At 32.3% G+C, this 26,512-nt stretch carries 20 protein-coding genes, 1 pseudogene and 1 other annotated feature; of the genes and pseudogenes, 11 read left to right on the plus strand and 10 right to left on the minus strand.

Going from position 1 to position 26,512, the window contains the following annotated elements; translation table 11 throughout:
• Window positions 1–45: 45 nt before the first annotated feature.
• On the minus strand, window positions 46–1,815 hold the full coding sequence (gene thrS, locus KTC94_RS05015; RefSeq protein ID WP_220287103.1) for a threonine--tRNA ligase: 1,770 nt from the start codon (window positions 1,813–1,815) through the stop codon (window positions 46–48).
• A 39-nt stretch (window positions 1,816–1,854) separates the two neighbouring features.
• Window positions 1,855–2,081: a binding site (T-box leader), on the minus strand.
• 356 nt (window positions 2,082–2,437) lie between these two features.
• Between thrS and KTC94_RS05020 the strand changes: the two genes are divergently transcribed.
• The 6 genes from KTC94_RS05020 (at window position 2,438) to pknB (ending at window position 10,739) form a co-directional block, all read left to right on the plus strand.
• Window positions 2,438–4,105, plus strand: a complete 1,668-nt coding sequence (locus KTC94_RS05020) for a PTS transporter subunit IIBC (protein WP_220320049.1) — start codon at window positions 2,438–2,440, stop codon at window positions 4,103–4,105.
• Window position 4,106: 1 nt separating this feature from the next.
• A complete protein-coding gene (locus tag KTC94_RS05025; protein WP_220287099.1) occupies window positions 4,107–4,916 on the plus strand; it encodes an endonuclease/exonuclease/phosphatase family protein in 810 nt (269 codons plus the stop codon).
• An 18-nt stretch (window positions 4,917–4,934) separates the two neighbouring features.
• Window positions 4,935–5,822, plus strand: coding sequence for a DUF4380 domain-containing protein (locus KTC94_RS05030; protein ID WP_216302960.1), 888 nt, complete (start codon window positions 4,935–4,937; stop codon window positions 5,820–5,822).
• A gap of 67 nt (window positions 5,823–5,889) precedes the next feature.
• The gene (gene pgmB, locus KTC94_RS05035) at window positions 5,890–6,537 is read left to right on the plus strand and encodes a beta-phosphoglucomutase (protein WP_216302959.1); all 648 of its coding nucleotides are present in this window, start codon (window positions 5,890–5,892) and stop codon (window positions 6,535–6,537) included.
• Between the two features lie 31 nt (window positions 6,538–6,568).
• Complete coding sequence (locus KTC94_RS05040; protein WP_220320048.1) at window positions 6,569–8,866, plus strand: glycoside hydrolase family 65 protein; 2,298 nt, start codon at window positions 6,569–6,571, stop codon at window positions 8,864–8,866.
• A gap of 211 nt (window positions 8,867–9,077) precedes the next feature.
• The gene (gene pknB, locus KTC94_RS05045) at window positions 9,078–10,739 is read left to right on the plus strand and encodes a Stk1 family PASTA domain-containing Ser/Thr kinase (protein WP_220320047.1); all 1,662 of its coding nucleotides are present in this window, start codon (window positions 9,078–9,080) and stop codon (window positions 10,737–10,739) included.
• A 225-nt stretch (window positions 10,740–10,964) separates the two neighbouring features.
• Here the strand turns inward: pknB and KTC94_RS05050 are convergent.
• Both KTC94_RS05050 and KTC94_RS05055 read right to left on the minus strand, forming a co-directional pair.
• Window positions 10,965–11,507 (minus strand): annotated as a pseudogene (locus KTC94_RS05050) (glutathione peroxidase); the annotation flags it as partial.
• 321 nt (window positions 11,508–11,828) lie between these two features.
• Window positions 11,829–13,556 carry an oleate hydratase gene (locus tag KTC94_RS05055; RefSeq protein ID WP_216302955.1) on the minus strand — a complete coding sequence of 576 codons (1,728 nt, stop codon included), beginning with the start codon at window positions 13,554–13,556 and terminating at the stop codon, window positions 11,829–11,831.
• Window positions 13,557–13,759: 203 nt separating this feature from the next.
• Here KTC94_RS05055 and dhaS point away from each other — a divergent pair, with 203 nt between their 5' ends.
• Window positions 13,760–14,314, plus strand: coding sequence for a dihydroxyacetone kinase transcriptional activator DhaS (gene dhaS, locus KTC94_RS05060; protein ID WP_220320046.1), 555 nt, complete (start codon window positions 13,760–13,762; stop codon window positions 14,312–14,314).
• Between the two features lie 124 nt (window positions 14,315–14,438).
• On the opposite strand, the gene KTC94_RS05065 is transcribed toward dhaS, so the two are convergent.
• The 6 genes from KTC94_RS05065 to KTC94_RS05090 all read right to left on the minus strand — a co-directional run bounded on the left by KTC94_RS05065 (window position 14,439) and on the right by KTC94_RS05090 (window position 19,433).
• Complete coding sequence (locus tag KTC94_RS05065; RefSeq protein WP_216302953.1) at window positions 14,439–16,097, minus strand: oleate hydratase; 1,659 nt, start codon at window positions 16,095–16,097, stop codon at window positions 14,439–14,441.
• Between the two features lie 217 nt (window positions 16,098–16,314).
• Window positions 16,315–16,680, minus strand: a complete 366-nt coding sequence (locus KTC94_RS05070; RefSeq protein WP_220287089.1) for a hypothetical protein — start codon at window positions 16,678–16,680, stop codon at window positions 16,315–16,317.
• Window positions 16,681–16,842: 162 nt separating this feature from the next.
• Complete coding sequence (locus KTC94_RS05075; RefSeq protein WP_220287087.1) at window positions 16,843–17,661, minus strand: DUF4037 domain-containing protein; 819 nt, start codon at window positions 17,659–17,661, stop codon at window positions 16,843–16,845.
• Between the two features lie 53 nt (window positions 17,662–17,714).
• A complete protein-coding gene (locus KTC94_RS05080) occupies window positions 17,715–18,809 on the minus strand; it encodes a radical SAM protein (RefSeq protein ID WP_220320045.1) in 1,095 nt (364 codons plus the stop codon).
• Between the two features lie 191 nt (window positions 18,810–19,000).
• Window positions 19,001–19,165, minus strand: coding sequence for a hypothetical protein (locus tag KTC94_RS05085; RefSeq protein WP_220287085.1), 165 nt, complete (start codon window positions 19,163–19,165; stop codon window positions 19,001–19,003).
• Window positions 19,158–19,433: a hypothetical protein gene (locus KTC94_RS05090; RefSeq protein WP_220320044.1), complete on the minus strand. Its 276-nt coding sequence runs from the start codon at window positions 19,431–19,433 to the stop codon at window positions 19,158–19,160. Before KTC94_RS05090 ends, KTC94_RS05085 begins: the two co-directional genes overlap by 8 nt.
• Window positions 19,434–19,527: 94 nt before the next feature.
• Here KTC94_RS05090 and KTC94_RS05095 point away from each other — a divergent pair, with 94 nt between their 5' ends.
• Both KTC94_RS05095 and KTC94_RS05100 read left to right on the plus strand, forming a co-directional pair.
• Entirely contained in the window at window positions 19,528–21,459 is a 1,932-nt protein-coding gene (locus KTC94_RS05095) for a DUF2207 domain-containing protein (RefSeq protein ID WP_220320043.1), read from the plus strand.
• A gap of 37 nt (window positions 21,460–21,496) precedes the next feature.
• The gene (locus tag KTC94_RS05100) at window positions 21,497–22,039 is read left to right on the plus strand and encodes a LemA family protein (protein ID WP_220320042.1); all 543 of its coding nucleotides are present in this window, start codon (window positions 21,497–21,499) and stop codon (window positions 22,037–22,039) included.
• A gap of 129 nt (window positions 22,040–22,168) precedes the next feature.
• On the opposite strand, the gene KTC94_RS05105 is transcribed toward KTC94_RS05100, so the two are convergent.
• Window positions 22,169–23,821 carry a thiamine pyrophosphate-binding protein gene (locus KTC94_RS05105; protein WP_220320041.1) on the minus strand — a complete coding sequence of 551 codons (1,653 nt, stop codon included), beginning with the start codon at window positions 23,819–23,821 and terminating at the stop codon, window positions 22,169–22,171.
• Window positions 23,822–24,212: 391 nt separating this feature from the next.
• Between KTC94_RS05105 and murQ the strand changes: the two genes are divergently transcribed.
• A complete protein-coding gene (gene murQ, locus KTC94_RS05110) occupies window positions 24,213–25,118 on the plus strand; it encodes an N-acetylmuramic acid 6-phosphate etherase (RefSeq protein WP_220287081.1) in 906 nt (301 codons plus the stop codon).
• A 17-nt stretch (window positions 25,119–25,135) separates the two neighbouring features.
• Window positions 25,136–26,497: a PTS transporter subunit EIIC gene (locus KTC94_RS05115; protein WP_216302945.1), complete on the plus strand. Its 1,362-nt coding sequence runs from the start codon at window positions 25,136–25,138 to the stop codon at window positions 26,495–26,497.
• The last annotated feature ends 15 nt before the right edge of the window (window positions 26,498–26,512 follow it).

Raw genomic sequence — 26,512 nt, forward strand, 5'->3', positions numbered from 1 at the left:
ATAACATAAGCGAAATGGCACAATTAAATTTCATGTTTTTTACAATTAATCATCTAGCCTTTTACTATCGATTTCCTGTATGATTCTTGAAATAAAGTCCTCAAGTAAGCAATTGCCCTCATCACCATTCTTTCTACTTCTAAGGGATATACTCGCTGAGTTTTCTTCTTTTTCACCAATAACAATAATATATGGCAACCTCTCGTTTCGAGCATCTCTAATTTTATATCCTATTTTTTCTGCTCTACCATCTAAACTAACTCTGATATTATTTTCTTCCAGTTTATTTACTACATCTTTTGCATAATCATTATACTGCTCCGATATAGGCAGTACTTTAACTTGAACAGGTGATATCCATGTTGGGAACTTGCCTGCAAAATGTTCTATCAAAATGCCAATAAATCTTTCTATACTACCAAAAATTACTCTGTGTATAACAATTGGTCTGTGCTTTTCTCCATCACTGCCAATATATTGAAGGTCAAATCTTTGTGGTAGCTGTAAATCTAGTTGTATAGTTCCACATTGCCATTCCCGTCCTATGCTATCTTGCAAGTGAAAGTCAATTTTAGGTCCGTAGAATGCCCCGTCTCCTTCGTTTATCTTAAAGTCCATGTTCATTTCCGTGAGAGCGCCCTGAAGTGAGCTTTCTGCTAATTGCCACTCTTCATCACTTCCCATAGAATTTTCTGGTCTTGTTGAAAGTTCTACTCTATATTTAAACCCTAACCTTCCATAAACCTCATTTATAAGTTTAACTACGCCCTTTATTTCTTCTTTTATCTGCTCTGGTAACATGAATATGTGAGCATCATCCTGTGTAAATGCTCTAACTCTCATAAGTCCGTGCAAAGCTCCAGATAGTTCATGTCTGTGCACTTTCCCTAGTTCTCCCGCTCTTATTGGTAGATCCCTGTAAGAGTGAGTTTCTGATTTATATACAAGCATTCCTCCCGGGCAGTTCATTGGTTTTATAGCGAATTCTTCTTCATCTATATTGACTGTATACATGTTCTCTTTATAGTGAGACCAATGCCCAGATGTTTCCCAAAGTTCTTTGTTTAACACCATAGGAGTTTCTATCTCAACATAACCTGCCTTCTTATGAATTTCTCTCCAGTACTCAATTAATTTGTTTTTTAAAACTACACCATTAGGGAGAAAGAATGGAAATCCTGGTCCCTCATCCATTAAAGCAAATAATTTTAGCTCTTTCCCAAGTTTTCTATGATCCCTTTTCTTCGCTTCTTCAAGCATATTCAAATATTCATCAAGTTCACTTTTCCTTGCAAATGCCGTTCCATATATTCTTTGAAGCATTTTATTTTTTTCACTACCCCTCCAGTAAGCGCCTGCAACTGATAATAATTTGAAAGCTTTTACCTTTGAAGTTGATAGTACATGAGGCCCTGCACAGAGTTCTATAAAATCTCCTTGCTTAAAGAAAACTAGTTCTTCATACTCTGGCAAATCATTAATGAGTTCTATTTTATAAATCTCGCCCTTATCCTTCATAAGTTTTAAAGCTTCTTCTCGAGAAATAACTGATCTCTCGAGTCTTAAGTCTTCCTTAACTATTTTTCTCATTTCTTCTTCAATTTTTTGGAGTATATCCATAGTAAAGGGTTCTTCCACATCAAAGTCATAATAAAACCCATTATCTATTGCAGGACCTATAGCCAATTTAGCATTTGGATACAATCTCTTTACTGCCTGAGCGAGTATATGGGATGTGGTGTGTCTAAGCGCCCTTTTTCCTTCTTCTTCATTAGAATTTATTACACTTCCATCTTTTATTACAACCTTTAACATAAATATTCCTCCTTCAAAAAATAATAAACCCGTCCCAAAATAAGGGACGAGTTTTATCGCGATTCCACCCAAATTACAGAAGGCTTAGTTTAAACTCACCTCTGTCACTCAATACCACTAACGCCGGTTTGCGGAATTACCTACTTAAGTTCAGTAATCAACTCAGAGGTGGTTTTCAATATTGCTTATTCAAGAAACTTTTCAGCCGGTGAGTTTCTCTCTCTTTGAACAGTATACTATTTACTTTTCCTCTTCACAGTTTTTAATTTAAAACTATTGTATTCCAACCTATTCCAATTGTCAATATGTGTTCTAATTATTATAATATGTCTATTCCACATATAAGTGATTATTTATATATTATATCCTAAAATTTCAACAACATTCTTGCAAATGACTTGATTGAAAAATATTTATTGGATGAAACATGGTGTACAGTTCAAACATGGGTACAATTTTATTTAGAAATTTATTTTAATATTTCATTGACAATATTTTCACTATGAAATATACTTTAATAAAGAACGCAAACGTTTGCACATGTTTAATATAAAAATACAATTGCGTATTGAAATTTTTATAAATACATATTCATTAAATCAATATTGGAGGTAATTGGACTATGGTTAAGAACAAATCAAAAATAATTTCATTCGATTTTTGGCAAAAATTTGGTAAGGCATTATTAGTGGTGGTCGCAGTTATGCCAGCAGGTGGACTAATGATTTCATTAGGATCAGTTATAGGAATAGCAGCACCTAATTCTTCATTTGTGCAAACGTTATCGCAAGTTGTGGGAGGTATAGGATGGGGGCTAATAGTTAATTTAGGGCTATTATTTGCTGTAGCTATCGGTGGTTCTTGGGCTAAAGAGCGTGCTGGTGGAGCATTTGCAGCACTCATTGCATATATTTTAATAAATAAAATTACTGGTAATGTATTTAATATTACCAATGAGATGCTCACGGATGCTCATGCAACAGTAACTTCCTTAACAGGTCAGCACCTTTTGGTTAAAGATTACTTTATTTCTGTTCTTGGATCCCCAGCATTGAATATGGGAGTATTTGTTGGTATTATATCAGGTTTTCTTGGAGCAGTTTTATTTAATAAGTATTATAACTATAATAAATTACCAAATGCACTTGCATTCTTTAATGGTAAACGATTTGTACCATTCGTTGTTATCGCAGGCTCCAGCGTTGTTGCACTTTTATTTGTTATAGTTTGGCCATTTGCTCAATCAGTTATAAATGGATTTGGCAAATGGATTGCAACATCACAAAATACTGCACCATTTATTTCACCCTTTATATATGGTACGCTTGAGCGTCTATTACTACCTTTTGGACTTCATCATATGATTACAATACCAATAAATTATACAGATCTTGGTGGAGCATATAAAGTATTAACTGGAGCTAATGCAGGCAGTCTTATACTTGGACAAGATCCGCTTTGGCTTGCATGGGTTACTGACTTAGGTAACTTAAAAGCCGCTGGAGATATGAGTGCATATAATAACTTACTTGCAACAATTCATCCAGCACGTTTTAAAGTTGGCCAAATGATTGGCGGAGCTGGCTCCTTAATGGGTGTTGCACTTGCTATGTATAAAAGTGTACCAAATGAAAAACGATCAAAATATAAATCAGTATTTTTTTCAGCAGCCATTGCAGTTTTCTTAACAGGTGTTACTGAACCATTAGAATTCATGTTTATGTTTGTTTCACCAATATTATATGGTACTTATGCAGTTATGCAAGGCTTTGCATTTATGTGTGCGGACATATTTAATCTGCGAGTTCACAGTTTTGGTGTTATAGAGCTTGTAGCACGTATACCGATGATTGTAAAAGCAGGGATTATAGGTGATCTTATAAGATATGTACTGGTGACCGTCGTATTTTTCTGCATAAATTATGTTGTATCTAAATTTATGATCAAGAAATTTAATATAGCAACTCCAGGCCGTAACGGAAATGAAATTGATATGGAGGAAAATTCAATTGATTCTACTGTAAATCAAAAAGTTGAGGCTAGTAAAAAAGGAAGTCAAGCCGCAACCATTATTGAATTACTTGGAGGGAACGAAAATATTGTAGATGTGGACGCATGTATGACCCGTCTTCGTGTAACAGTAAAAGATAATTTATTAGTTGCCGAAGAAAATGAATGGAAAAAAAATAAGGCTTTAGCCTTAATAATTAAAGGTAAAGGGATACAGGCTATATATGGACCAAAGGCAGATGTTTTAAAATCGGATATTATAGATATATTAGGAGTCTAAAATGAAATTATTAACTTTAAATTGTCATTCTTGGATGGAAGAAAGCCCAAAAGAAAAGATGAGCATTATTGCAAATACTATAAAAGAAAAAAATTTTGATGTAATTGCCCTGCAAGAAGTAAATCAATCTATAAAGGAAAATATAGCCTTTAATAACATAAAACAAGATAATTTTGCTTTAGTTTTATTAAAAGAATTAGAGAACTTAGGATGCAAAGAATACTCAATGCTGTGGGATTTTTCTCATATAGGTTATGGAATATATGAAGAAGGGGTAAGTATTATAACTAAACATAAAATAATAGAAGAAGATTCTTACTCATTTTTCATAAGCAACAGCAAGGACTTGGATTTTTGGAAAACTAGAAAGGTCGTAAAAGCTTCAATTAGAATAAATAACGAAATTATAGATTTCTACTCTTGTCATTTAGGCTGGTGGCAAGATGAAGAAGAACCGTTCAGTCAGCAAGTAGATAAGTTACTTAATAATATGAAAAATGACAGATTAACATTCTTTATGGGAGATTTTAATAATAACGCTTTTGCATCAAATGAAGGCTATGATTATTTAATGAAAAAAGGAATAAAGGATACTTATACCCTCTCTAAGGAAAAAGATTGTGGTATAACTGTAAAAGGTAAAATAGATGGATGGGATTTAAATAAAAATGATTTAAGGCTGGATCTAATTTTAACAAATAAATGTGTAGATGTTAAATATTCTAAAGTAATATTTAATGGCAAAAACGACTTCGTGGTGTCAGACCATTATGGAGTAGAAATAGATACAAGTTTGGGGTTATTCCCCTAAAACGGAAGGGTTTTGAGTATGCTAAATTATTCAATAGTAAAGTGTAAAAACACACAAGAGATAATACTTGAAAACGGAATAATAAAAGTAATTATAGTCCCAGAGCAGGGTGGTAGGATTTTAGAGTTTTCAACAGAAAATTTAAATGTGTTATATAGAAATGCGAATCTTATAGGAATTAAAGGTGATATAAAAGCTGAATATATTCCAGAAAACTGGCTTAATTTTGGAGGATATAAAGGTTGGCCTGCTCCACAAACAAAATGGGCATGGCCTCCAATATTTGATATTGATTTAAATGTTTTTGAATACGACATAGCTAAGTTAGAAAATTCATTAGTAGTTACATTAAGTAGTCCTATATCAAACATTGTTGGTCTTAAATTTATAAGGGAAATATTATTTGAAGATAAATGTAATCATATAACTATAAAGGAAACCATAGTTAACTTAAATGAAGAACCAGTACAATGGGCAGTTTGGGGTAATACCCAAGCATTATCTCCTGGATATATAGATATAAAACTAAACTCTGACGTATTTATAGGAGGAATAACATTTTATCAAGATTTTGATATACCTTCAAACAATGCTTATTCTTTGAGAAAAGAAGATAGAAAAATTTTAAGATTGAATTGTAACAATGAAGAGAAGTTTAAAGTAGGTGTAGTAACTGATGATGCGATACTAAGATATTATTGCAGTGCATATAAACACAAAACCCTCTTACTTACGCAGAAATTTCAGTATGAAGGACAAGTTGTATATCCACATGGAAGTAATGTTGAAGTTTATGTGGATGATAAGCTAGCCTACACTGAGCTTGAAATTCTTGGAGGTATGAGCAGCATAATGCCAGGTGAAAGTAAAAGTATCCAAATGGTTTGGCAATTAGAATTAGTATAAATAATATAGCTTTTTTAGATATAAGTATTAAAAGTTTATTAATAATAAAAAATGGAGGTAAAAAGCAATGACAAAGATTAAGGCTTGTTTGTTTGATTTAGATGGGGTGATTGTAGATACTGCTAAATATCATTATTTAGCATGGAGAAGACTAGCTAAGGAATTAGGGTTTGATTTTACAAAGGAGCAAAATGAAAGCTTAAAAGGTATAAGTAGAATGGAATCTCTTAAAATACTTTTAAATATAGGAGGTTTAACTTTAACTGAAGCAGAAAAAATGACTCTTGCAGAGAAAAAGAATAATTGGTATCGTGAGTATATTTTAAAGATGACCCCTGATGAAATTTTACCTGGTACAGTGGAATTTTTAGAAGAATTAAAGAATAATGGGATTAAAATTGCACTAGGTTCTGCAAGTAAAAATGCCATGACCATATTAAATAATATAAAATTAGTTAATCACTTTGATGCAATAATCGATGGAACTAAAACAAGCAATGCAAAGCCCGATCCAGAAGTTTTCTTATTGGGTGCAAAGGAACTTGGTGTATCCCCTTCTGAATGTGTAGTTTTCGAAGATGCCAAGGCGGGTATTGAATCCGCAATAAATGCTGGAATGTATAGTGTTGGAATCGGCGATCCACTTGTTTTAAATAAAGCTAATATCGTTGTTTCTTCTTTGAAAGAAATGACATTTGAAAAATTAAATTATTAAACTATTAAATTTATTGTAAAGGAGACTCAATATGAAACAATATTTAAAATTAGATGAATGGAATATTATAGAGGAAGGTTTTAACCAAGATAATCATGAAGTATCTGAAGGAATTTTTAGTATAGGAAATGGGTATATGGGACAAAGAGCTAACTTCGAAGAAACGTACAGCGGAAAGTCTCTTCAGGGAAGTTATATGGCAGGAGTTTACTATCCGGATAAAACAAGAGTTGGCTGGTGGAAAAATGGATACCCAGAATATTTTGCAAAGGTGTTAAATTCTACCAATTGGATTGGAATAGATGTTAGTGTTGATGGAGAAACACTAGACCTTGCAAAATGTGAAGTGAAAAATTTTGTGAGAATTTTAAATATGAAAGAAGGATATCTACATAGATGCTTTACCGCAAAGCTTACTAGCGGAAAAGAAGTAAATGTAGATGCAAAGAGATTTGTAAGTATTGCTGCAAAAGAAATAGGAGCAATTAGATATTCAATTACACCAGTTAATTTTGAAGGTACATTGTGTATATCCGCTTACTTAGATGGTGATATAAAAAATGCGGATTCTAATTATGATGAAAAATTTTGGGATGAAATCTCAAAGCAGTGCAATAAAGAACAATCATCTTTAATAGTAAAAACAAAAAAACTTGATTTTTATGTGTGTTCTTCAATGAAACTAGATATTTTTCGAGCAGATAAAAAGGTAGATTTTAATGCAGAATTTATAGAATCAGAAAAATTTGTAGGTAATATAGTTAATTTAAATGTAAAACAAAATGAAGAAATCGTAGTGTATAAGTATGTTTGCAATGTAACTTCAAGAGATTACGCTGTAGAAGAATTATTGGCTGTTAATAGAAAAATTTTAGATAAAGCTTATGGAAGCGGTTTTGAATTATTACTTAAAGATCAAGCAATAGCTTGGGGTGAAAAATGGAAACAAAGCGATATTGTTATTGAAGGAGATGTTTCGGCGCAGCAAGCTATTAGATTTAATATTTTTCAATTGAATCAGACATATTCTGGAGAAGATGATAGATTAAACATAGGCCCAAAGGGTTTTACAGGAGAAAAATATGGTGGAAGTACTTATTGGGATACAGAAGCATATTGCATACCATTTTATTTAAGTACTGCTGATCCAAGTATATCTAGAAATCTTTTGCTTTATAGATATAAGCAATTGGAAAAAGCTAAAGAAAATGCAAGAAAGTTAGGTTTTACAAAAGGTGCTCTATACCCAATGGTTACTATGAATGGAGAAGAGTGTCACAATGAATGGGAAATAACTTTTGAAGAAATTCATAGAAATGGTGCTATAGCATATGGTATATATAATTATGTTAATTATACTGGAGATAAATGTTATTTAGGTCAATATGGATTAGAAGTATTAGTAGAGATCTCAAGATTCTGGGAAGAAAGAGTTAGTTTTGCTTCAAACAAAGGAAAATATGTAATACTTGGAGTTACTGGCCCTAATGAATATGAAAATAATTCAAATAATAACTGGTATACTAATAGAATTGCTGCTTGGACACTAGAATATACTACTTATGTAATTAATCATTTAAAAAATAATGAACCTGGGAGATATTCAGAGTTAGTAAATAAATTAGGTTTAAAAGAAGCAGAAGTTAGTAAATGGCAAGATATCATTAAAAATATGTATTATCCAGTAGATGAAGAGCTAGGGATATTCATGCAACAAGATGGATATATGGATAAGCAGCAGATTCTTGTAAAAGACTTGGATCGCAAAAATTTACCATTAAATCAAAAATGGTCTTGGGATAGAATTCTTAGATCTTGCTTTATAAAACAAGCAGATGTATTGCAAGGAATATATTTTCTACAAGATAGATATGATTTAGATACCATAAGAAGAAATTTTGAATTTTATGAGTCAAGAACAGTACATGAGTCATCCTTATCTCCTTGTGTGCATACTATCCTTGCTGCAAAATTAGGAAAACATGAAAAAGCTTATGAAATGTATCTTAGAACTGCAAGACTAGATTTAGACAATTACAATAACGATACAAAAGATGGATGTCATATTACTAGTATGGCTGGAACCTGGATGTCCGTAGTTGAAGGCTTTGCTGGGATGAGAGTAAAAGATGGAAAGCTTCTTTTAAATCCTTTTATACCAAAAAATTGGAGTTCATTCTCTTTTAATGTTTTGTTTAGAGAATCATTACTTAAAATAAATATCAAAACACATAAAGTTATTATTACCAGCGAAAATAAGCAACAAATAACTTTATGCGTTAACGGTAAAGATTATACAATAAACGGAGAAATTGAAATTTCCTCTTAAAAATAAAAAACAGAAGGCTATTTTACTTTTAAAAAGTAAAATAGCCTTCTGTTTTCATTTTTTATTGATAAAATTATATTGAAAATCAGATGCGGACATTGGTTTTCCAAAACAAGCAATTAAAAACTTAGTAGTTTAATTAAAGATAAACGTCTCATAAGTGCTACTATGTTATAATAAATACATTGCCGTTTTTCATGGGAGGCTAAATATGATAGGAAAATTACTTTTAAATAGATATGAGTTATTAGAGAAAATTGGCGAAGGCGGTATGGGAACTGTCTATAAAGCAAAGTGCCACTTGTTAAATAGATTTGTCGCTGTAAAGATATTAAAAGCAGAGTTAAGTAATGATGAAGAGTTTGTTTTAAGATTTAAAAGGGAAGCTACTTCAATCGCAAGATTGTCACATCCAAATATCGTGAATATTCATGATGTTGGTGCAGAAAACCATATTAATTTTATAGTTATGGAATATATTAATGGAATAACATTAAAGCAATTAATAAATGAAAATGTTAGACTTACTTCGCAAAAGGCTTTAGATATCTCACTCCAAATAGCCAAAGCACTTCAATGTGCACATATTAACAATGTAATTCATAGAGATATAAAACCGGATAATATCATGATAACAGAAGATCATATAGTTAAGGTTATGGATTTTGGAATAGCTAAAGTTGCTGATTCAAGAACCATAACCAATTCTAGTAAAGTTATGGGTACCGTACACTATTTTTCTCCAGAACAAGCAAAAGGAAATTTTATAGATTGTAGAACAGACATATATTCCTTAGGTATTGTAATGTATGAAATGATTACTGGACAAGTACCTTATAATGCAGAAAGCTCTATTTCCATAGCTATAATGCATATTCATGAACCCGTTACTGCGCCCAAAGAAATCATTACAGATATTCCTGAAAATATAAACCAGGTAATTTTGAAGGCAATGCAAAAAGAGCCTTTTAAAAGATACCAAACGGCTAAGGACATGGCAGATATAATAAATGCAATTAAAGAAGATTCTAATTATGAAGTTAAGGTAAATAATGACCTAGATGATGCTACAAATATTATGGGTGCAACAATATTTTCTGATATAAAAGACAATTTCACAACGGTTATGAGTGGAGCATCCATCGCTGAAAAAGCAGCAAATAAAAAAGATAACGAAGTAATAACGGGGAATGAGAAGACCGTTAATAATAAAAAGGCAGTAATTATTATTGCCTCAATTATTTTAGTTGTGATTGCTTCCATTTTAGGTAAATTTATATCCAACGGGACTTCTATTAATACACCAGCTCCCATTGTCGAAACTACAGTTCCAAAAGCAAATGAAAAATTACAGTCAGATGAGATACAGCATGTTGATAAAAAACAACAGGCAGATGAACAACTATCCGTTGTTGAAAATAAATTTGTGCCCTCACTTATTGGAAGGACCCAAGATATTGCAAATCAGACTGTAGTTAATAATGGCTTTATGCTTGGCAATATTTCAAATGAATATAGTGATAGTATTGCTCAGGGTTTAGTTATTAGTCAATCACCTGAGGTAAATACATCCTATGAAAAAGATGGCAAAGTAGATTTAGTTATAAGCCAAGGAAAAAAAATTGAACAGGTTACTGTCCCACAATTAAATGGCAAAACCCTTGATGATGCTAAAGAAATTCTAGATAACATTCAATTAGAGCTTGGGGAGAAAACACCTATAAATATGGATGACAAAGCCCGTAAGGGCAATCATTCCAAAAATAACAATAAAAAAATATTCATGCAAAATGCCGAGGCCGGTACCCTTGTAGATATAGGAACAAAAATAAATGTTTCTTATTATGGAAGTAAAAAGGATTTATCTAAGTAAATCAAAGGATTAGCAATGAGGAATTTTATGTAAAATTCTCATTACTAATCCTTTTAAATTCCATTCTGAAATGTCATTAACTAACTAATCATTTTTATCATTATATACAAAGTTGCAAGGTTTTCCTTCACAATTTAAAACTTCTTCATCATCTTTGCCAGTATAAATTTTTTTATTGTCTACGTCAACTTCTGATTTGTCAATTTCAGATATATCATTCTCCGCTAATAATTTTTCAATATCTGTTGACATAGCTGCCGGCTCAATTGTTGGTTCATATCTTCCGACTACATTGCCATCTCTACCAATAAGGAATTTTGTAAAATTCCATTTCACTGAATCCCCTTCTAGGAATTCAGGAAATCTTTTGTAGAGTATATCATTAAGTTTTTTTTCATTAGGCTTATTCAGATCAAAACCTCTGAAAGTTGCTTCCTCTGTCAAATATTTAAAAAGCGGAAGGGCATTTTCCCCTCTTACATCACCCTTCTCGAACAATTGAAAACTCACTCCATAATTAATTGTGCAGAAATTCTTTATTTCATTGCTTTCACCTGGTTCCTGCCCAGCAAATTGATTGCTTGGATAGCCTAGTATTTCAAAGTCCTTATCCTTGTACTGTTCATAAATCTTCTCCAAACCCTCATACTGTGGTGTAAATCCACACTTACTTGCTGTATTAACTATAACCAATACCTTTCCCCTATATTGTTCCAAAGATATTTCTTCACCATCGATTGTAATTGCTTTAAAATCATAAATTGACATTTGCTATCCCTCCATATTATATAAATTTATCCATATTAAAATGTTATCATTAACATTATAGTATTCCTATTTCAACAAATAATTCTCAACTTTTATTGGTTATAACGACAATTTTTTTAATAAACACCAATAAATATTTCTTAATAATTATTATTGTTTGTATTGTATAAAGATATTATATCATAGAAATAAAATAAAGTACACTTAAAATTCATTTTGAAAGGACTCAATAAAGAATGTAACAGATAGAACTTAATTTTACCCGCTCAAAAAAATATAAATAGATTTGCAAAAGCAACCCTACTTATATTTCCGAATTTTTTATCTAAATGAAGTTTTTAATGCTTCTTTTAATATCCTCGTATTCTTTCTATAAGGAGTTACTGGACAAATAGTTTTATCTTTTACATCAAATAACGTGTATATCGCAATTCTTGCTGCGCGTACAGAATATTCTTCTGTAAATACCATATCTTCTGGAATTTCAACGAACTGGCTAATCATAGCGAAATTTGTTGAGCATTCTGGTACAACACTTGGACGATCAGTCATCTTCCGAGGCTGGAACTGAGCATCTACATACGGCATCATACATGGAATAACATTAATTATAGTGTCCATAATTTCCTCTTGCTTGTCTTCCATATGCATGTGGTGTAGAAGTTCTATTAGCATTTCCTCACCTGTACAATCACGCATTGATTTCTTTACAAAATCACCAACTTTATCAGTATATATGCTATAGCCCCAGAACATAGTTGTATCAATGGGCTGATTTTTAAAGTGTGGTTGAGCTGCAACAACTATGCTCATTAACCAATTAGAATCCTTAAATGTCATTAATGCGCCACTACCTGGAATATTAGTGGAGAATTTTTCAATTAGGTTTAACAATTTATTACCCTTACAAGTCACGGTAAAGCTTTCCCAATTAGTTTCATTTGCATGTCCAAAGAAGGGTTCTGGATTTCCAAGACCTCTTTTCTTTTTAGCTATTTTCGCCCAAAGTTCACCAGATATTGGTTTGCTTGGATTATATTCTGCAGGTGTGTACATATCACCAAGAGTTGCGCAGTCAGTCATGCATCCATTTGTCATAATGCAAACGTCTCTAGGGTTTAACTGAATAACCCTTTCACCTTCTTTTTCTTCTATATGCATAGCCGTTACTGTAATTTCATCTCCTGATTTGAAATCTAAATCAGTTACAGTTGCATTTATACTAAAATCAACTCCAAAGTTATCTAAGTAAGCTTTTAATGGAAGAATAACAGACTCATATTGATTGTACTGAGTACGTGTAACCCCCTCTAAAGTTTCAATACGAGAAAATTCAAAAATCATACGTTCCATGTAACGCTTAAACTCAAAAAGACTGGACCATTTTTGGAAAGCAAAGGTTGTTTGCCACATATACCAAAAATTAGTTTCAAAGAAATGTGGCGTATGACTAAACCATTCCTCAATAGTCTTATTATCTAATTTTTCTCCTGAAGTAATCATAAGTTTTCCAAGAGCCATACGATCGGAATTATTAAAGCCCATACTAGTCACATCTAGAATTACTCCATCTTTATCAATTAACCGTGCCTGTGCATGTGTTGGGTGTAAATGATCAAAATTAAGAATTTCTTCTTTAACGCTTTTACCCGGCATATCTAGGGATGGTATACCTGAAAACAATTCCCAAAAATTCTCATAGGTTTCTTCATTTAACATTCTACCGCCACGGCATACATAACCATTTATGGCATCTCCTGCACCATCGTTACTGCCTCCTAAGATTTTCATTCCTTCAATAATATGAATATTTTCTCCTTTAAAGTTACAATCTCGTACAAGATAAGCAGCACCAGCTAAGGAAGCTAACCCTCCACCAATAAAATAAACTTGTCTATCTTCATTATTTCTATTTTCTGATAAATCTATCGTTGTTTTAGAATTATTTTTAAACTTCTTTGCACTAATAGTTGCTACAGCAGCCGCACCAGCTATTGCACCTAACGTAAGTAATACGTTCATACCATTTTTGCTTGATTTTTTACTCATAAAATTTCCCTCCATTTTGTCCCGTTAATAATAAATATCTTATCTATTATTATAAACCTAGTAACGTTAATTGTATTTACACACTTTTGAGTGTTTGTCTAAAAAACACGTGAAATTTAATTTTCTATTATAGAACTATCTACAAAAAATCCATATTTATGGTGTATAATTACTATTAAAACTAGTTTTTGTAGGTGATTATTATGTCTGAATCAATAATAACAGAAAAGGCCCTTGCTTTATCCTTAAAACAATTAATGAAAACAGTTCCTTTGTCAAAGATTTCAATTCAAAATATTGCAGACAATTGTAGGCTTAATAGACAAACATTTTATTATCATTTTAAAGATAAATTCGATCTTGTGAATTGGATTTATTACACTGAAGTTACAGAATGCATCGCTAACTGCAATCGTTATGAAAATTGGACTGATGGTATGTATAGAACCTTGTGCTACCTAATGAATAATAATTCCTTTTATATTAATGCGCTTAACACACCTGGTCAAAATGCTTTTAATGGATATTTCTTTGACTTTAGTTGCGAACTTATTATGGGGATTGTTAATGATGTATCCTTAGGCATGAATGTTCCTGATATGGACAAAAAGTTTATTGCTGATTTTTATACCCATGCTTTTGTAGGTATAATCGTTCAGTGGATTAAAACCGGCATGAAAGACTCACCTCAAATCATGGTAGAAAATATGCGAAATGTGGTTGAAGGCAGCATGCTTGGTGCTTTATCTAGACATTAATGAGGACGGTTGTCCAATCTTCTTTTTATAGAAAAATGGACAACCGTCCCATTAATTATCACCTTCGGTGCTATTTATCACCTTCGGTGCTATTCATCTTCTTCGAAGCTGAACTGTCATTAGCTTATTTCAATATCATAGATTTAAGTGCATTTATTTCTTTACTTAAGTTATCATCCTTCATCATTTCAAGGGCAGAATTAATTAGTACACGAACATCATGCTGTCCTTTATAAATAGGTGTAACTCTTTTATTTAGATTTAGGAATTTATAAACAGCAGTTTGTGCGCCTCTTACAGAATAATCCATAGTAAATACTACATCATCTTCTATTTCACAAAACTGTCCAAGTAATGCTAAATTAGTTGAACCTTCTGGAATAACTTGTGGTCTATCGCCCTTTTCTCTAGTTAAAAATTGTGCTGTTGTAAAAGGTAGTATACAAGGTATACAAATAGACGTTTTAAGAATCTTCTCCATATCCTCTTTAAAGTTTAGGTGATATAATACCTCAGTTAATATTTCCTCACCAGTACAATCCACCATCCTCTTCTTTATGAAATCACCTTTTGCATATGGGAACAAAGAATAACCCCAGAAAGTTTGTATGTTATCAGGTTGATTAAGAAAATGTGGTTGATTGTGTACAACTATTGTCATGAGCCATGCAGAATCTCTAAATGTCATATGAGCACCAGTTCCTGGTTGATTTCCTGAGAATTCTATTATTCTTTTATACATTGTTGGGTCTTTAAGAGTAACTGTGAAAGACTGCCACATTGATTCTTCAACACGTTCATCAAAGACTTGAGGTTTACCAAACTCAGGACGTCCCTTAGCAATTTTCTCCCAAAGATCCCATGCTCCACCTACACTTTTGTCGTTAATCTTTGCTGGTGTAGTCATTGAACCAAGGCTAGTACCCGCTGTTAAAGAACCGATAGTAGCAAATGCAAGGTCTCCCTCACCCACTTCTATTCTAGTTTCTTTCCCGTTTTTTTCACATTTGAATGCTGTAACCGTAGTTTCAGTATCTGATGGTTTAAATTCAAAATCAGTTACTCTGCAATCTAATTCAAAATTAACCCCTTGCGTCTCTAACCATTTTGTCATAGGTAATAACATTGAATCATATTGATTATATGGTGTACGACGTATTCCAGATAAATCACTTAGACGTGGTAATTCTTGAATAAATCTATGAAGATATCTCTTTAATTCTTTAGCACTGTGCCAAGTTTCAAATGCAAAGAGTGTAGTCCATTGAAGCCAGAAGTTTGATTTAAAAAATGGTTCTGGGAAACATTCTCTAATAGTTTTTGTTCCCAAAGAATCTTCAGAATTAATCATTATATCCATTAATGCCATTCTATCAGCGCGAACAAGTCCCAAAGCTGATACATCAGTTATTTTAGCATCATTATCTATTAATCTAGCTTTTGCATGGGTATGAATTTTTTTATTAAAAGCATTAAATTCATCAAGTATTGAAACTTTAGGATCAGTTAATGAAGGAATGCTTTCCATTACTCCAAAAGTACAAGCATAAGCTTCCCTATCAAACATTCTTCCACCACGAATTACATAACCATTCTCAGCATCACCACTTCCGTCCATGCTCCCACCTGTGATGTTTAATTCTTCATATATATGAATGTTTTTTCCTGGAACATGTCCATCTCTAATTAAAAATACCGCAGCAGAAAGTGATGCAAGTCCAGCACCAACCATATAAGCATTTATTTTTTCTACATCAATAGTTTGATCAAAATTAAATCTCATTTTAAACCCCTCCATTTGAAAAATTATGCCATAAGCCATAAGCCTAGGTCAATTTTGTATTTACCAAGTTAACCAAGTACATGCACTTTCAATCACTTGCATGCACTTGCTATAGATACAATATAAATTCAAACGAAAGGATTGTATATAATCAAATTTGTAAAACTGTCTAAAAAACATACATATGTCTTATAGTGTATAGTAAATAAAAATTAATTTATTCTATAACTTTAATATTTAATAGTGGCATTGCAATTACTTCTTTGTATTTTTTGGGAGCTCCACGTGCATATTTTAAATCCACATTATCACCAACCTTGAGCTTTAAAACTTCCTTTGCAACAGCCCTACCTGTGCTTGTATAATAAACTGTTTCTTTACTATCTTTACCGACAACTATAAAAACAATGTTTTCAATAGTTTCAATATTTTTTACAACGCCACTAAAAGTCTCTACCCCAGTAGTTTCAGGAAGTATAGTTTTAGGATTTTTATTCTTAGAATTTACACTACCATACATAAAAAAAATCCCTACTAAAACTAAACTTACAATAATCAAAGCATATTTAGATTTACATGACAAATCATTCACCTCTGCATTCATATTTCTTATTTTTCAAAATTCAGATTTTATTTCAACTAATATAGTTTATAAAATGCTAGCTAAAATCCAACTCTATGGAAGTTTCAAAATAATGATATTTCACTTTCAATCTTGATTCGTCGAAGGGGTTGTTAATAAGAACTATCTACCATATGGTATCCCCTCATTCTTTAGCAATATATCTAATTTATCAATCAATAAATCTATTTCTAATAATATTGTTATATCATTTACTGCTGAATACTTTAAAATATTATTAACGTTTATTCCCATATCTGTAGGCACTCTTAAATTATTATCTTTTATGATCTTAAGAATTTTTTTCTCACCTGGATGCGGCATTTCATTTATTGCAAATATAATATCAAAATAACTTGCAAACAATGCTGCTACTCTATGATTTACACTAATAAAATCATTTCTTTTTAAAGCCTTCTCTATTTGATAATAATATGAAGGCATTTGAAGCTTTAGTAGTGGATAGTTCTTTTTTATTATGTTTTGCTTTAATTCATAAGGATATCCTATCTCATATTTCTGTTTCAGCTTATTTAAATCACCATTTTTATCATACAGTATAATCGAATTTATGAAGTTAGCCCAAAAGCAAGTTGTATATCCTGCATCTGCTTCACATTTTACTAAGTTTCTATTTAATAAACCATCAATCCAATCTAAGTCTCTATATATAATTTCTACTGGGATATTACCTTCTTTTAGAAATCCATCATCTTCGGTTTCCCAAAAGGTATTATTTAGTTCCATGTAACTACAATATTTATCAGTAATTACCTTTCTCTTTAATATTGGTATTTCCTTAGATGTATAAATGTATATATCATAATCCGAATCTTTATCATTAGTTTTTGTTGCGTGTGATCCAGCTAATAAGATGCCCTCCACTTCTTCTATTTTTGAGAAAGCATTAACCAGTGACCTTACATTTGCATTAATATTCATAAAAAATTCACTCCTTTTCATTATTAAATTTGCGTATATATGTTTTAAATTTATTAACCGCTATTAATTAATTCTTTCACTTCCTTTTCTTTCTCAAAAAGAAGGCAACCACCCGCATGTTCTCCAATCAGCATTCCTGTTTCATTAAGTTTTGTAAATAGTGGCGACTTCAGAGCCTCTCTTAAAGTACATTCCTTTAAGTTTGTATCAGAATAAGGTGAGAAAGGACAGGGTTCTGCTGAACCATCTACATTAATGTGGAAGAAGCCTCTTCCAGCTGCAAGACATCCCCCTGAGTATTTCTCATCACCAGGAAAGGATAGAAAAATAGCATCTTCATAGTGCTTTCTAAGTTTGTGCTGCTCACATTCCAATTTTTTGCGCTCATTCTCAGTAGGTGCAAGCTTCCATGTTTCTTTTGTCACGGGCACGTATTCTACAAAAACTAATGCCCTACAGCCTTTATTGTATAGCTTGTCAAAAAAAGCTTTACTGGAGACAGTCATGAAATTTTCAGTTGTCACCGTAGCAGAAGCCCCAAACAAAATACCTTTTTCCTTAAGTTTGTCCATTACATTCATTAAAACTTCATAAGTTCCTTCCCCTCGCCTACCATCTGTCTGCTCCATATCTCCTTCAATGCTAAGTATAGGTACAAGATTTCTATTTTCATGGAATAGCTTTATATACTCTTCCTGGAGCATTACACCATTGGTGAATATAGGAAACATAATCTCTTTCACCTTTGCTGCTTTTTCTATAACATCTTTTCTCATTAAAGGTTCTCCACCTGCAAGCAGTATAAAAGAAATTCCAATCTCCCTAGCTTCCATAAAAATACTTTCCCATCTTTCGGTAGACAACTGTTGTTTTTGTACTCCTTCTCCACAGGAGTTAAATTCCCTTGCATAGCAACCTTTACAAAACAGGTTACATCTACTGGTTATGCTCGAAATCAAAAATGCAGGAACATTTTCTCCTTTTCTTTCAAATCTCCCTCTCTTCTTTTTTGCTTCCCTACTTGATAATACATATTTTAATACAAATGCTGTTTCTTTTGTATTTTTAAAGGATGCCTTTAATATCCCCCTTACAACATTTTCAATGCCATTATTCATATATTCAGATAAATTGAAAATACTATTCATTCCTTCATCTCCTACAGCTATAATTACTTTATATTTGTCTATCAAACTGTTTTACAAGCTTTATGTAATCATCATTTTCAAGTATTACGACAGAAAATTCCTATTTAATTATACCATAATTACCTTAAATTGGTGTGCAGAGTTCAATCATTGTTCCTCTTGAAAATGGTGAAGTGATAGCACCCGTTATATCAGAAATTTTGCTGTAGCAGAATTCCTGAATATTCTTTATTTTGTATTTGTCTATTTACTGGTAGATGTCCTACACTTATAGGGTATGCACCATTACCATCAACTATAACATTTCTTTCAATACCAACATTGTCTGGTAAATCTAATAATGTACCATTATTCATCACGTTTAGCCGGTTTCTCATAATTATTCACTGTATATAAAACTGGCTTCCCTTTAATTTTCTCTATTCTTCCTTCTCTAATTAAAGCATTTAAATCACTGCAGGCATTAGTTCTTTGTATGTTTAATTTTTCAGCTATTTCAATAGCTGAAAATCCACTAGCCTTATCGTCACTTTCATAAATGACTTTGCATGACGTATTAAATAATTGAAATTTTTCAAAACATAATTCTCTATTTACTGATTTTAAATCTTTAGCTACATTCATAATTAAACTTTCCTTTTAAAATGACGTTAAAATATGAAATATAGTGAATTCCTTGAATAAATTGTATATAATAAGATTATAGGAAGGTGAATTTATGAAAAAGGGTTTCACAATAATTTTTACTAAAATGTTTTTGGCAATTGTTCTTTTTACTCTCTCTACATTTGGACAACAAGTATATGCTTCGGGAACTAAAACATATAATTTATCTAGGTATGCTATTAATGTAATAGTAAATAAGGACGGTTCAGCTAACTTTGAAGAGCGGCTTACTTATAATTTCGACGGTAAGTTTAATGGAGTTACTAGAGATGTTGATTTTTCTTTTACAAAAGGCTTAAAAGACAAAAAAGTTTATGTACTGGAAAATGATAATTTAAAAGAACTTCAGCTAAATCCCGGTAATTCTCTTGATGCCACAGGCAAACCAGGCACCTATAACTTTATAGAGGAAGGAACCTTGGCAAGGCTTAAGCTTTTTGAGGTTTCAAAAAATCAAGAAAAAACCTTTGTTATAAAATACAAGTTAATTGATGCTGTTACAAAATATAAGGACACTGCAGAGTTTAACAGAAAGATAGTTGACTCTAGGTGGAAAACTAGATTGGATAACATAAAAATAAAAATAACACTTCCACCTGGAGCTACAAAAGAGGAGTTGAAAATATTTGCTCATGGGCCCCTTATAGGCGAATCTTCCATATTAGATAACCGTACTGTAGAATTTACTGTGCCTACAGTGTCACCGGGTACTTTTATAGAAACCCTGGTTTTATTCCCTATAAATCTTGTTCCTGGATCGAGTAATGTAGTAGATGAAACTGCACTACCTAGAATAATGGCAAATGAAGCTACCCTTGCGGATGAAGCAAATAAAACAAGAGAGGAATCAAGGAAGGAGGTGCAGCAGCAGGTTGAAATGCAAATGCAGCGTAAATCTGTAGGCAACCCTCTAGCAATAGTTCTCATACTGTTATGGTTTCCAATAATTTATTATATATATATAAAATATGATAAAGAAATTAAACCAAACTTTTATGGCAAGTATTACAGGGAGCTTCCGGGTGATTATACCCCCGCAGAAATGAGTGTTTTAATGTCCTTTGGCAAAGTAAATACTAGAGATGTAATGGCTACCCTTATGGATCTTGCAAGAAAAAAGCAACTTATAATCTCTCAAAATAAGATTACTAAAAAGGGTTTCTTTAATAGTAAGGAGATAGATAAATATGTAATTACCTTAAATGAAAAAGCACCCTCAATAGCTTTAAAGACGCACGAAGAGTTTTTGATAAGCTGGTTTATAGGTAAAATAGGAAACGGAAATTATGTTGCCCTTGATGAAATAAAGGATTATGTTAAAGAAAAGAGTGAAGCACTAGAATTTAAGGCTGATTATGATAAATGGAATACACTCGCATGTGAGGAAGCTGCTAAAAATGATTTTTTTGATCAAACCTGTAAAAAGGGAATCTTACTTGGAACATTAACAGGATTTTCTTATTTATTAATTGGAATAGCTGTTACATTACTACTGTTTACTCCAATTGCTGTAGTTGCCATAATTCAAGGGGTTATAATGGTGATTTTCTCAACATTAATAAAAAGAAGAACAGCATATGGAAATGAGCAGCATGCAATGTGGCAGTCCTTCAAAAACTTTTTAAAAGACTTCAGCAGATTAGATAAAGCTGAAATTCCGTCTATTATATTATGGGAACACTATCTTGTATACGCCATTTCTCTTGGCGTCGCAAAGGAAGTTATAAAACAGCTTCCTATTGTTTTCAGCGATGAGGATCTAAATAATAATAATAATCTCACCTATATGTATGGGGCAAGCTATGGTTACTTCAGTGGCTTTGGTGCAATGTTTGATGATACTATCCATACCGTGGAGGGTGCAATTTCCACAGCACAAAGCGTTGCAAGTTCTGAGAATTCATCATCTTCTGGTGGTGGTGGTGGCTTTAGTGGCGGTAGTTCCGGTGGCGGTGGCGGTTGTGGCGGCGGTGGCGCATTCTAATGCGTCATAATTAAAAAAGAATAAAGGAGCGATTTTTATGTTAATTCCAGTAATTATAATATCTGCACTAGTACTGATACTGATTTTTCTTTATAATAACCTCATAATCAAACGTAATAAGGTGAGGAATTCATGGAGCCAAATAGACGTACAACTAAAAAGAAGATTTGATCTTATCCCTAACCTAGTTGAAATTGTAAAAGGCTATGCTAATCATGAACGTAGTACCTTTGAAGAAGTAACCTCAGCCAGAACTAACTATCTTTCCTCAAATACACCTGGCGATATGATGAAGGCTAATGGTAAGTTAACACAGGTTCTTGGAAAATTGTTTGCTGTAGCAGAAGCATATCCAGAACTTAAGGCAAATACAAATTTTCTTGAGCTTCAGGGAGAATTGTCAAAAGCAGAGGATAAAATTAGCTATGCAAGGCAATTTTACAACGATGTTGCTATGGATTACAATAACTCTGTACAAATGTTTCCATCAAGTCTGATTGCAAGCATGTTTAGTTTCAAAGAAGAACCTTTCTTCAATGTGGATGAGAAAGAAAAAGCTACTCCGCAGATTAAGTTTTAGCAAGACAAATTGTATTCCCAATTTGTTAATGTCCCCCGGGACATTCCCCTAAATAACTTGCGACTGAGATTGATAAAAGAGCATCCAAACGGATGCTCTTAATTTATTACTTCTTCATTTAATTCAAATTCATCTTCTCGAATCTGCACAGCTCTCCGCAGGAGATGATTTAACTTTTTGTAATCTATCAGTATCTATAACAATTTCTGAACCATCAGTAACTAATTCAATAAGTAATGGTTGTGTTCTATTGTGTAGCAAGTCCTTTATGTTATTAACTTCCTCATTTGAGGTTATCTGTATAGCTTCTACTCCCATGGCGTCTGCAATAGAAGCTATACTTTTTTTAGCAAATTTAACTTTGCCTTTGCAACTTCTACCATATAGTACATTTAATCCATTATTAACAAGTCCTAACATTGAATTATTTACAACAAAGTAGATAATAGGTATATTATATTCTTTAGCTGTTAGTATTTCCATTCCATTCATGTAAAATCCACCATCGCCTACCATTACGGCATATGTTCTATCAGGATTAGCTAAGTATGAACCTACAACTCCCCCTACACCGGTTCCCATACATGCGTAATTTATACTTGTTTGAAAATCCATTGTCTCTTTTATTGGCATATACTTAAATAAACAATTAAAAAAATCCCCCATATCACTTACGAAACAAGTATCCGCAGGCAGTAAGTCTGATATTTTTTCAGTAAATAGTCTTAAAGACATCCCTGTATGGTTCTTTACATAAGGCTTATTCATCAAAGGTTTAATGAATGGATTTTCCTTTACTGATACATTGTTACTAATCAAAGTTACTGCTTGTTTTAGGTCGCAACAAACAGAAATATCTTCTTTAAAAACTTTATTAAACTCCGCTACATCCCAGTCTATTCTTATAACTTTTCTATCTTTAACGAGAATATCCTTGTAATCCCTTGTTGCAGCTTGTCCTAAAGATGAACCAAGGATTAATAGACAACCAAATTGTTCTTTCTCTACATACTCCACAGCTCCATCTGCTGAACAAAATCCATAATTTCCAATATAATAAGGGAAGTCTGTGTGCACAATCCCTTTACCATTGGGTGTAGACATTACAGGCCATTTAAGTTTTTCGCTTAATGCTTTTATTTCTTTACTAATACCTCTTGAACCTCTACCAACTAAGATTAATCCCTTTTGAGTATTATTAATCTCATTAATAGCTTCTTTTAAACTTTTTTCATCAAACTGCATTGCTTCAATGACTATTTTATTAGTAGGAAGAATTCCTTTAAATTCATTATTTTGAATATCAAAAGGAATTGATAATGCAACGGGACCACATGGTGGTGTCATGGCTATTGTAATCGCTTTTTCAATCTCTTCAATAACTTCATCTTCATTTAGAATATTTTTCGAGTATTTTGTTAAGCTACTAAGCAATTTTATATTATCAAATTCTTGCAAAGCACCTTTGCCCATGAAAGACCTTTTTATATCCCCATTTATAACAAGCATAGGAAGTTTATTTCTTTGCGCGTCTGCAATTCCATTGATGGCATTGTTTACACCTACACCACCTGCCAACATACATACCCCTAATTTATTTGATAAATCAGAATATTTTGTAGCGCAGTAAGTAGCCCCTGCTTCATTCTTTGTTATTATAAATTCTATATCACTGTCATTTAAAGCATCCAGTATACCCGCAAATGTTGCAGATGGTATTCCAAATACGTAATTCACTTCATTAAGTGAAAGTGTCTTTATTATAGCGTCAGCTATTCTCATATGTTATATCCTCCGTAAATTTCAATTATTTTTTATGAATTATGCTATGTTAGATAAAATTGAGCTTTATTTCTCTGTTATATTCATTATATACAATTAAGCTCATATTTCCAATCTATGCTATCATATGAATATTTTATACATTTTTATACTAATTGTAGCATAATTTTCAAGTTTTATGCATTAGATTTTTTGAAAATACTTAGGTTTATCACTGATTACGTTATTATTAATGAAGCAAGAAGGATAAGGAATATATTCACAAAACATGAATGAAATGAAATAACTTTTTTTTAAAAAATACTTGAAATGTAATTTCAGTTATGCTAATATACTCTCATAAGATGAAACCGTACACAAAAGAAAAATGATCAGCATTAAAGGAGGAAATATGGATATATTAAACTTAAAAAAACTAACAACAGAAAGTAGAAATGAAAATACCATGGACATAGATAAAATTTCAACCTTAGAAATGGTGAAAATAATAAATAATGAAGATAAAAAGGTAGCAGAAGCCGTGGAAAAGGAACTTCCTAAAATAGTAGAAGCCATAGATTGTATAACTTTAAGAATGTATAAAGGTGGGAGATTAATTTATATAGGTGCAGGAACTTCCGGAAGACTTGGAATTTTAGATGCATCAGAATGTCCACCTACATATGGAATTTCTGAAGAACTAGTACAAGGGATTATAGCAGGTGGTAAACAAGCTATGTTTAGTGCAAAGGAAGGCGCTGAGGATTCTAAGGAACTCGCAGTAAAAGATTTGAAAAATAAAAATATAACAGCGAATGATACAATAGTAGGACTTGCAGCATCAGGTAGAACTCCATATGTTATAGGAGGACTAGAGTATGCAAATGAAATAGGAGCATTAACCATTTCAGTTACTTGTAATGCTAATTCACAAGTTTCAAAAACATCGAAAATATCAATAGAACCAGTAGTTGGAGCAGAAGTTGTGACAGGATCAACAAGATTAAAATCAGGAACAGCTCAGAAACTAGTACTAAATATGTTATCAACAGGGGTTATGATAAAGCTAGGTAAAGTATATGGCAACCTTATGGTAGATGTAAAATCAACAAATGAAAAACTAGTTGAGAGAGCTAAGTTAATAATTTGTGAAGCAACGGGAGTAGCTATTGAAGAAGCATCCGAAGTATTAAATAAAACAGATTTTGATGTTAAGCTTTCAATATTCATGATATTATCAAAGCTTAATAAAGAGGAAGCAAAAATCATATTAGATGAAAATAAAGGATATATAGCAAAAGCACTAAATAATATCTAAAATAGGGAGGAAATATTATGGTAAATAAAGATATTGCTAAAAACTTAGTGGAGCTAGTTGGAGGGAAAAGTAATATAAAATCTGTTACAAACTGTATGACGCGATGCAGATTAGAACTTAACGATCTTTCAAAAGCTAAAATAGATAAAATAAAAAAATCTGAAGGAGCCCTTGGAGTGGTTGAGTCAGAGGGACAGTTACAAGTTATTTATGGCCCAGGAAAGGTAAATAAGGTAACTGAAGAAGTAACAAAAATACTTGGGGGAAATCCAGTTATAGGTGAAGATGCAGTAGCAGAAACTAAAAATAAATTAAAAGAAAAGAATAACACTAAGTTTAAAAACATACTTAAAAAACTAGGGAATATATTTATTCCCTTAATACCACTATTCGTAGCTTCTGGGCTTGTACTTGCAGTTAATAATATAGCAGGAGTATATTTGGGTGATGTATATAAAACCACAACAGCAGCTCAAATAATAGGGCTTATAGGTAATGGCGTATTCTCTATATTATCAATTTTAGTTGGTGTAAATGCAGCTAAAGAATTCGGTTCACAAATGCCAATGATGGGTGGAGTATTAGGTGGTATTCTATCATCAGCAGCACTTGCAAAGATAACTCTTTTTGGAACAGCATTAACTCCAGGACGTGGGGGGATTATTTCAGTAATATTAGTAGTAAGTTTAGCTTGTTACATTGAAAAGGTTTGCAGGAAGTTTGTACCAGATGTGTTGGATTTATTCGTTACACCACTCGTTACACTTACACTTTCGGTTTTAGTAGCAATATTTATACTTCAACCAATTGGGGGATTTGTTTCAGATAGTATAGGAATAGTTGTAGCTCAAACTATTGCATCCGATAATATGATAATATCAGTTATATCAGGATCAGTATCAGGAGGGTTATTCTTACCACTCGTTATGACAGGAATGCACCAAGCATTAACTCCAATACATGCAGATTTAATAGCTAATGTTGGATTTACAGTATTACTTCCTATATTAGCTACAGCTGGAATGGCGCAGGTAGGAGCTACTATAGCAGTACTTAGAAAAACAAAAAATGAAAGATTAAGGAAAGTAGCTAAAAATGGATTAATACCAGGATTTTTAGGAATAGGAGAGCCATTAATATATGGAGTAACATTACCACTTGGAAAGCCATTTGTTGGAGCTTGTTTTGGAGCAGCACTAGGTGGAGCAGTTATGGCAATATTTAAGGTAGGAGCAGTTGCATTAGGTGTATCAGGATTACCACTCGCATTATTAATTGCAAATGGAAAAATGCCAGTATTCTTATTAGGTGTATTGGTATCATATATAGGTGGATATTTCTTTACTAACATGTTAGGTTTTGAAGATCCAGTAGAATAACAATCTATGATTTGA

Source organism: Clostridium sp. CM028 (assembly GCF_030585565.1).
Lineage (GTDB): Bacteria > Bacillota > Clostridia > Clostridiales > Clostridiaceae > Clostridium_AD > Clostridium_AD estertheticum_B.

Coding starts and splice junctions, on each gene's coding strand:
- KTC94_RS05085 (WP_220287085.1), bottom strand. CDS start 19,165: ATGAATAATGGTACATTATTAGATTTACCAGACAATGTTGGTATTGAA.
- KTC94_RS05065 (WP_216302953.1), bottom strand. CDS start 16,097: ATGAGATTTAATTTTGATCAAACTATTGATGTAGAAAAAATAAATGCT.
- KTC94_RS05040 (WP_220320048.1), top strand. CDS start 6,569: ATGAAACAATATTTAAAATTAGATGAATGGAATATTATAGAGGAAGGT.
- KTC94_RS05020 (WP_220320049.1), top strand. CDS start 2,438: ATGGTTAAGAACAAATCAAAAATAATTTCATTCGATTTTTGGCAAAAA.
- KTC94_RS05095 (WP_220320043.1), top strand. CDS start 19,528: ATGAAAAAGGGTTTCACAATAATTTTTACTAAAATGTTTTTGGCAATT.
- KTC94_RS05080 (WP_220320045.1), bottom strand. CDS start 18,809: ATGAATAGTATTTTCAATTTATCTGAATATATGAATAATGGCATTGAA.
- KTC94_RS05105 (WP_220320041.1), bottom strand. CDS start 23,821: ATGAGAATAGCTGACGCTATAATAAAGACACTTTCACTTAATGAAGTG.
- KTC94_RS05055 (WP_216302955.1), bottom strand. CDS start 13,556: ATGAGTAAAAAATCAAGCAAAAATGGTATGAACGTATTACTTACGTTA.
- KTC94_RS05090 (WP_220320044.1), bottom strand. CDS start 19,433: ATGAATGTAGCTAAAGATTTAAAATCAGTAAATAGAGAATTATGTTTT.
- pgmB (WP_216302959.1), top strand. CDS start 5,890: ATGACAAAGATTAAGGCTTGTTTGTTTGATTTAGATGGGGTGATTGTA.
- KTC94_RS05030 (WP_216302960.1), top strand. CDS start 4,935: ATGCTAAATTATTCAATAGTAAAGTGTAAAAACACACAAGAGATAATA.
- pknB (WP_220320047.1), top strand. CDS start 9,078: ATGATAGGAAAATTACTTTTAAATAGATATGAGTTATTAGAGAAAATT.
- KTC94_RS05115 (WP_216302945.1), top strand. CDS start 25,136: ATGGTAAATAAAGATATTGCTAAAAACTTAGTGGAGCTAGTTGGAGGG.
- dhaS (WP_220320046.1), top strand. CDS start 13,760: ATGTCTGAATCAATAATAACAGAAAAGGCCCTTGCTTTATCCTTAAAA.
- thrS (WP_220287103.1), bottom strand. CDS start 1,815: ATGTTAAAGGTTGTAATAAAAGATGGAAGTGTAATAAATTCTAATGAA.
- murQ (WP_220287081.1), top strand. CDS start 24,213: ATGGATATATTAAACTTAAAAAAACTAACAACAGAAAGTAGAAATGAA.
- KTC94_RS05100 (WP_220320042.1), top strand. CDS start 21,497: ATGTTAATTCCAGTAATTATAATATCTGCACTAGTACTGATACTGATT.
- KTC94_RS05025 (WP_220287099.1), top strand. CDS start 4,107: ATGAAATTATTAACTTTAAATTGTCATTCTTGGATGGAAGAAAGCCCA.
- KTC94_RS05075 (WP_220287087.1), bottom strand. CDS start 17,661: ATGAATATTAATGCAAATGTAAGGTCACTGGTTAATGCTTTCTCAAAA.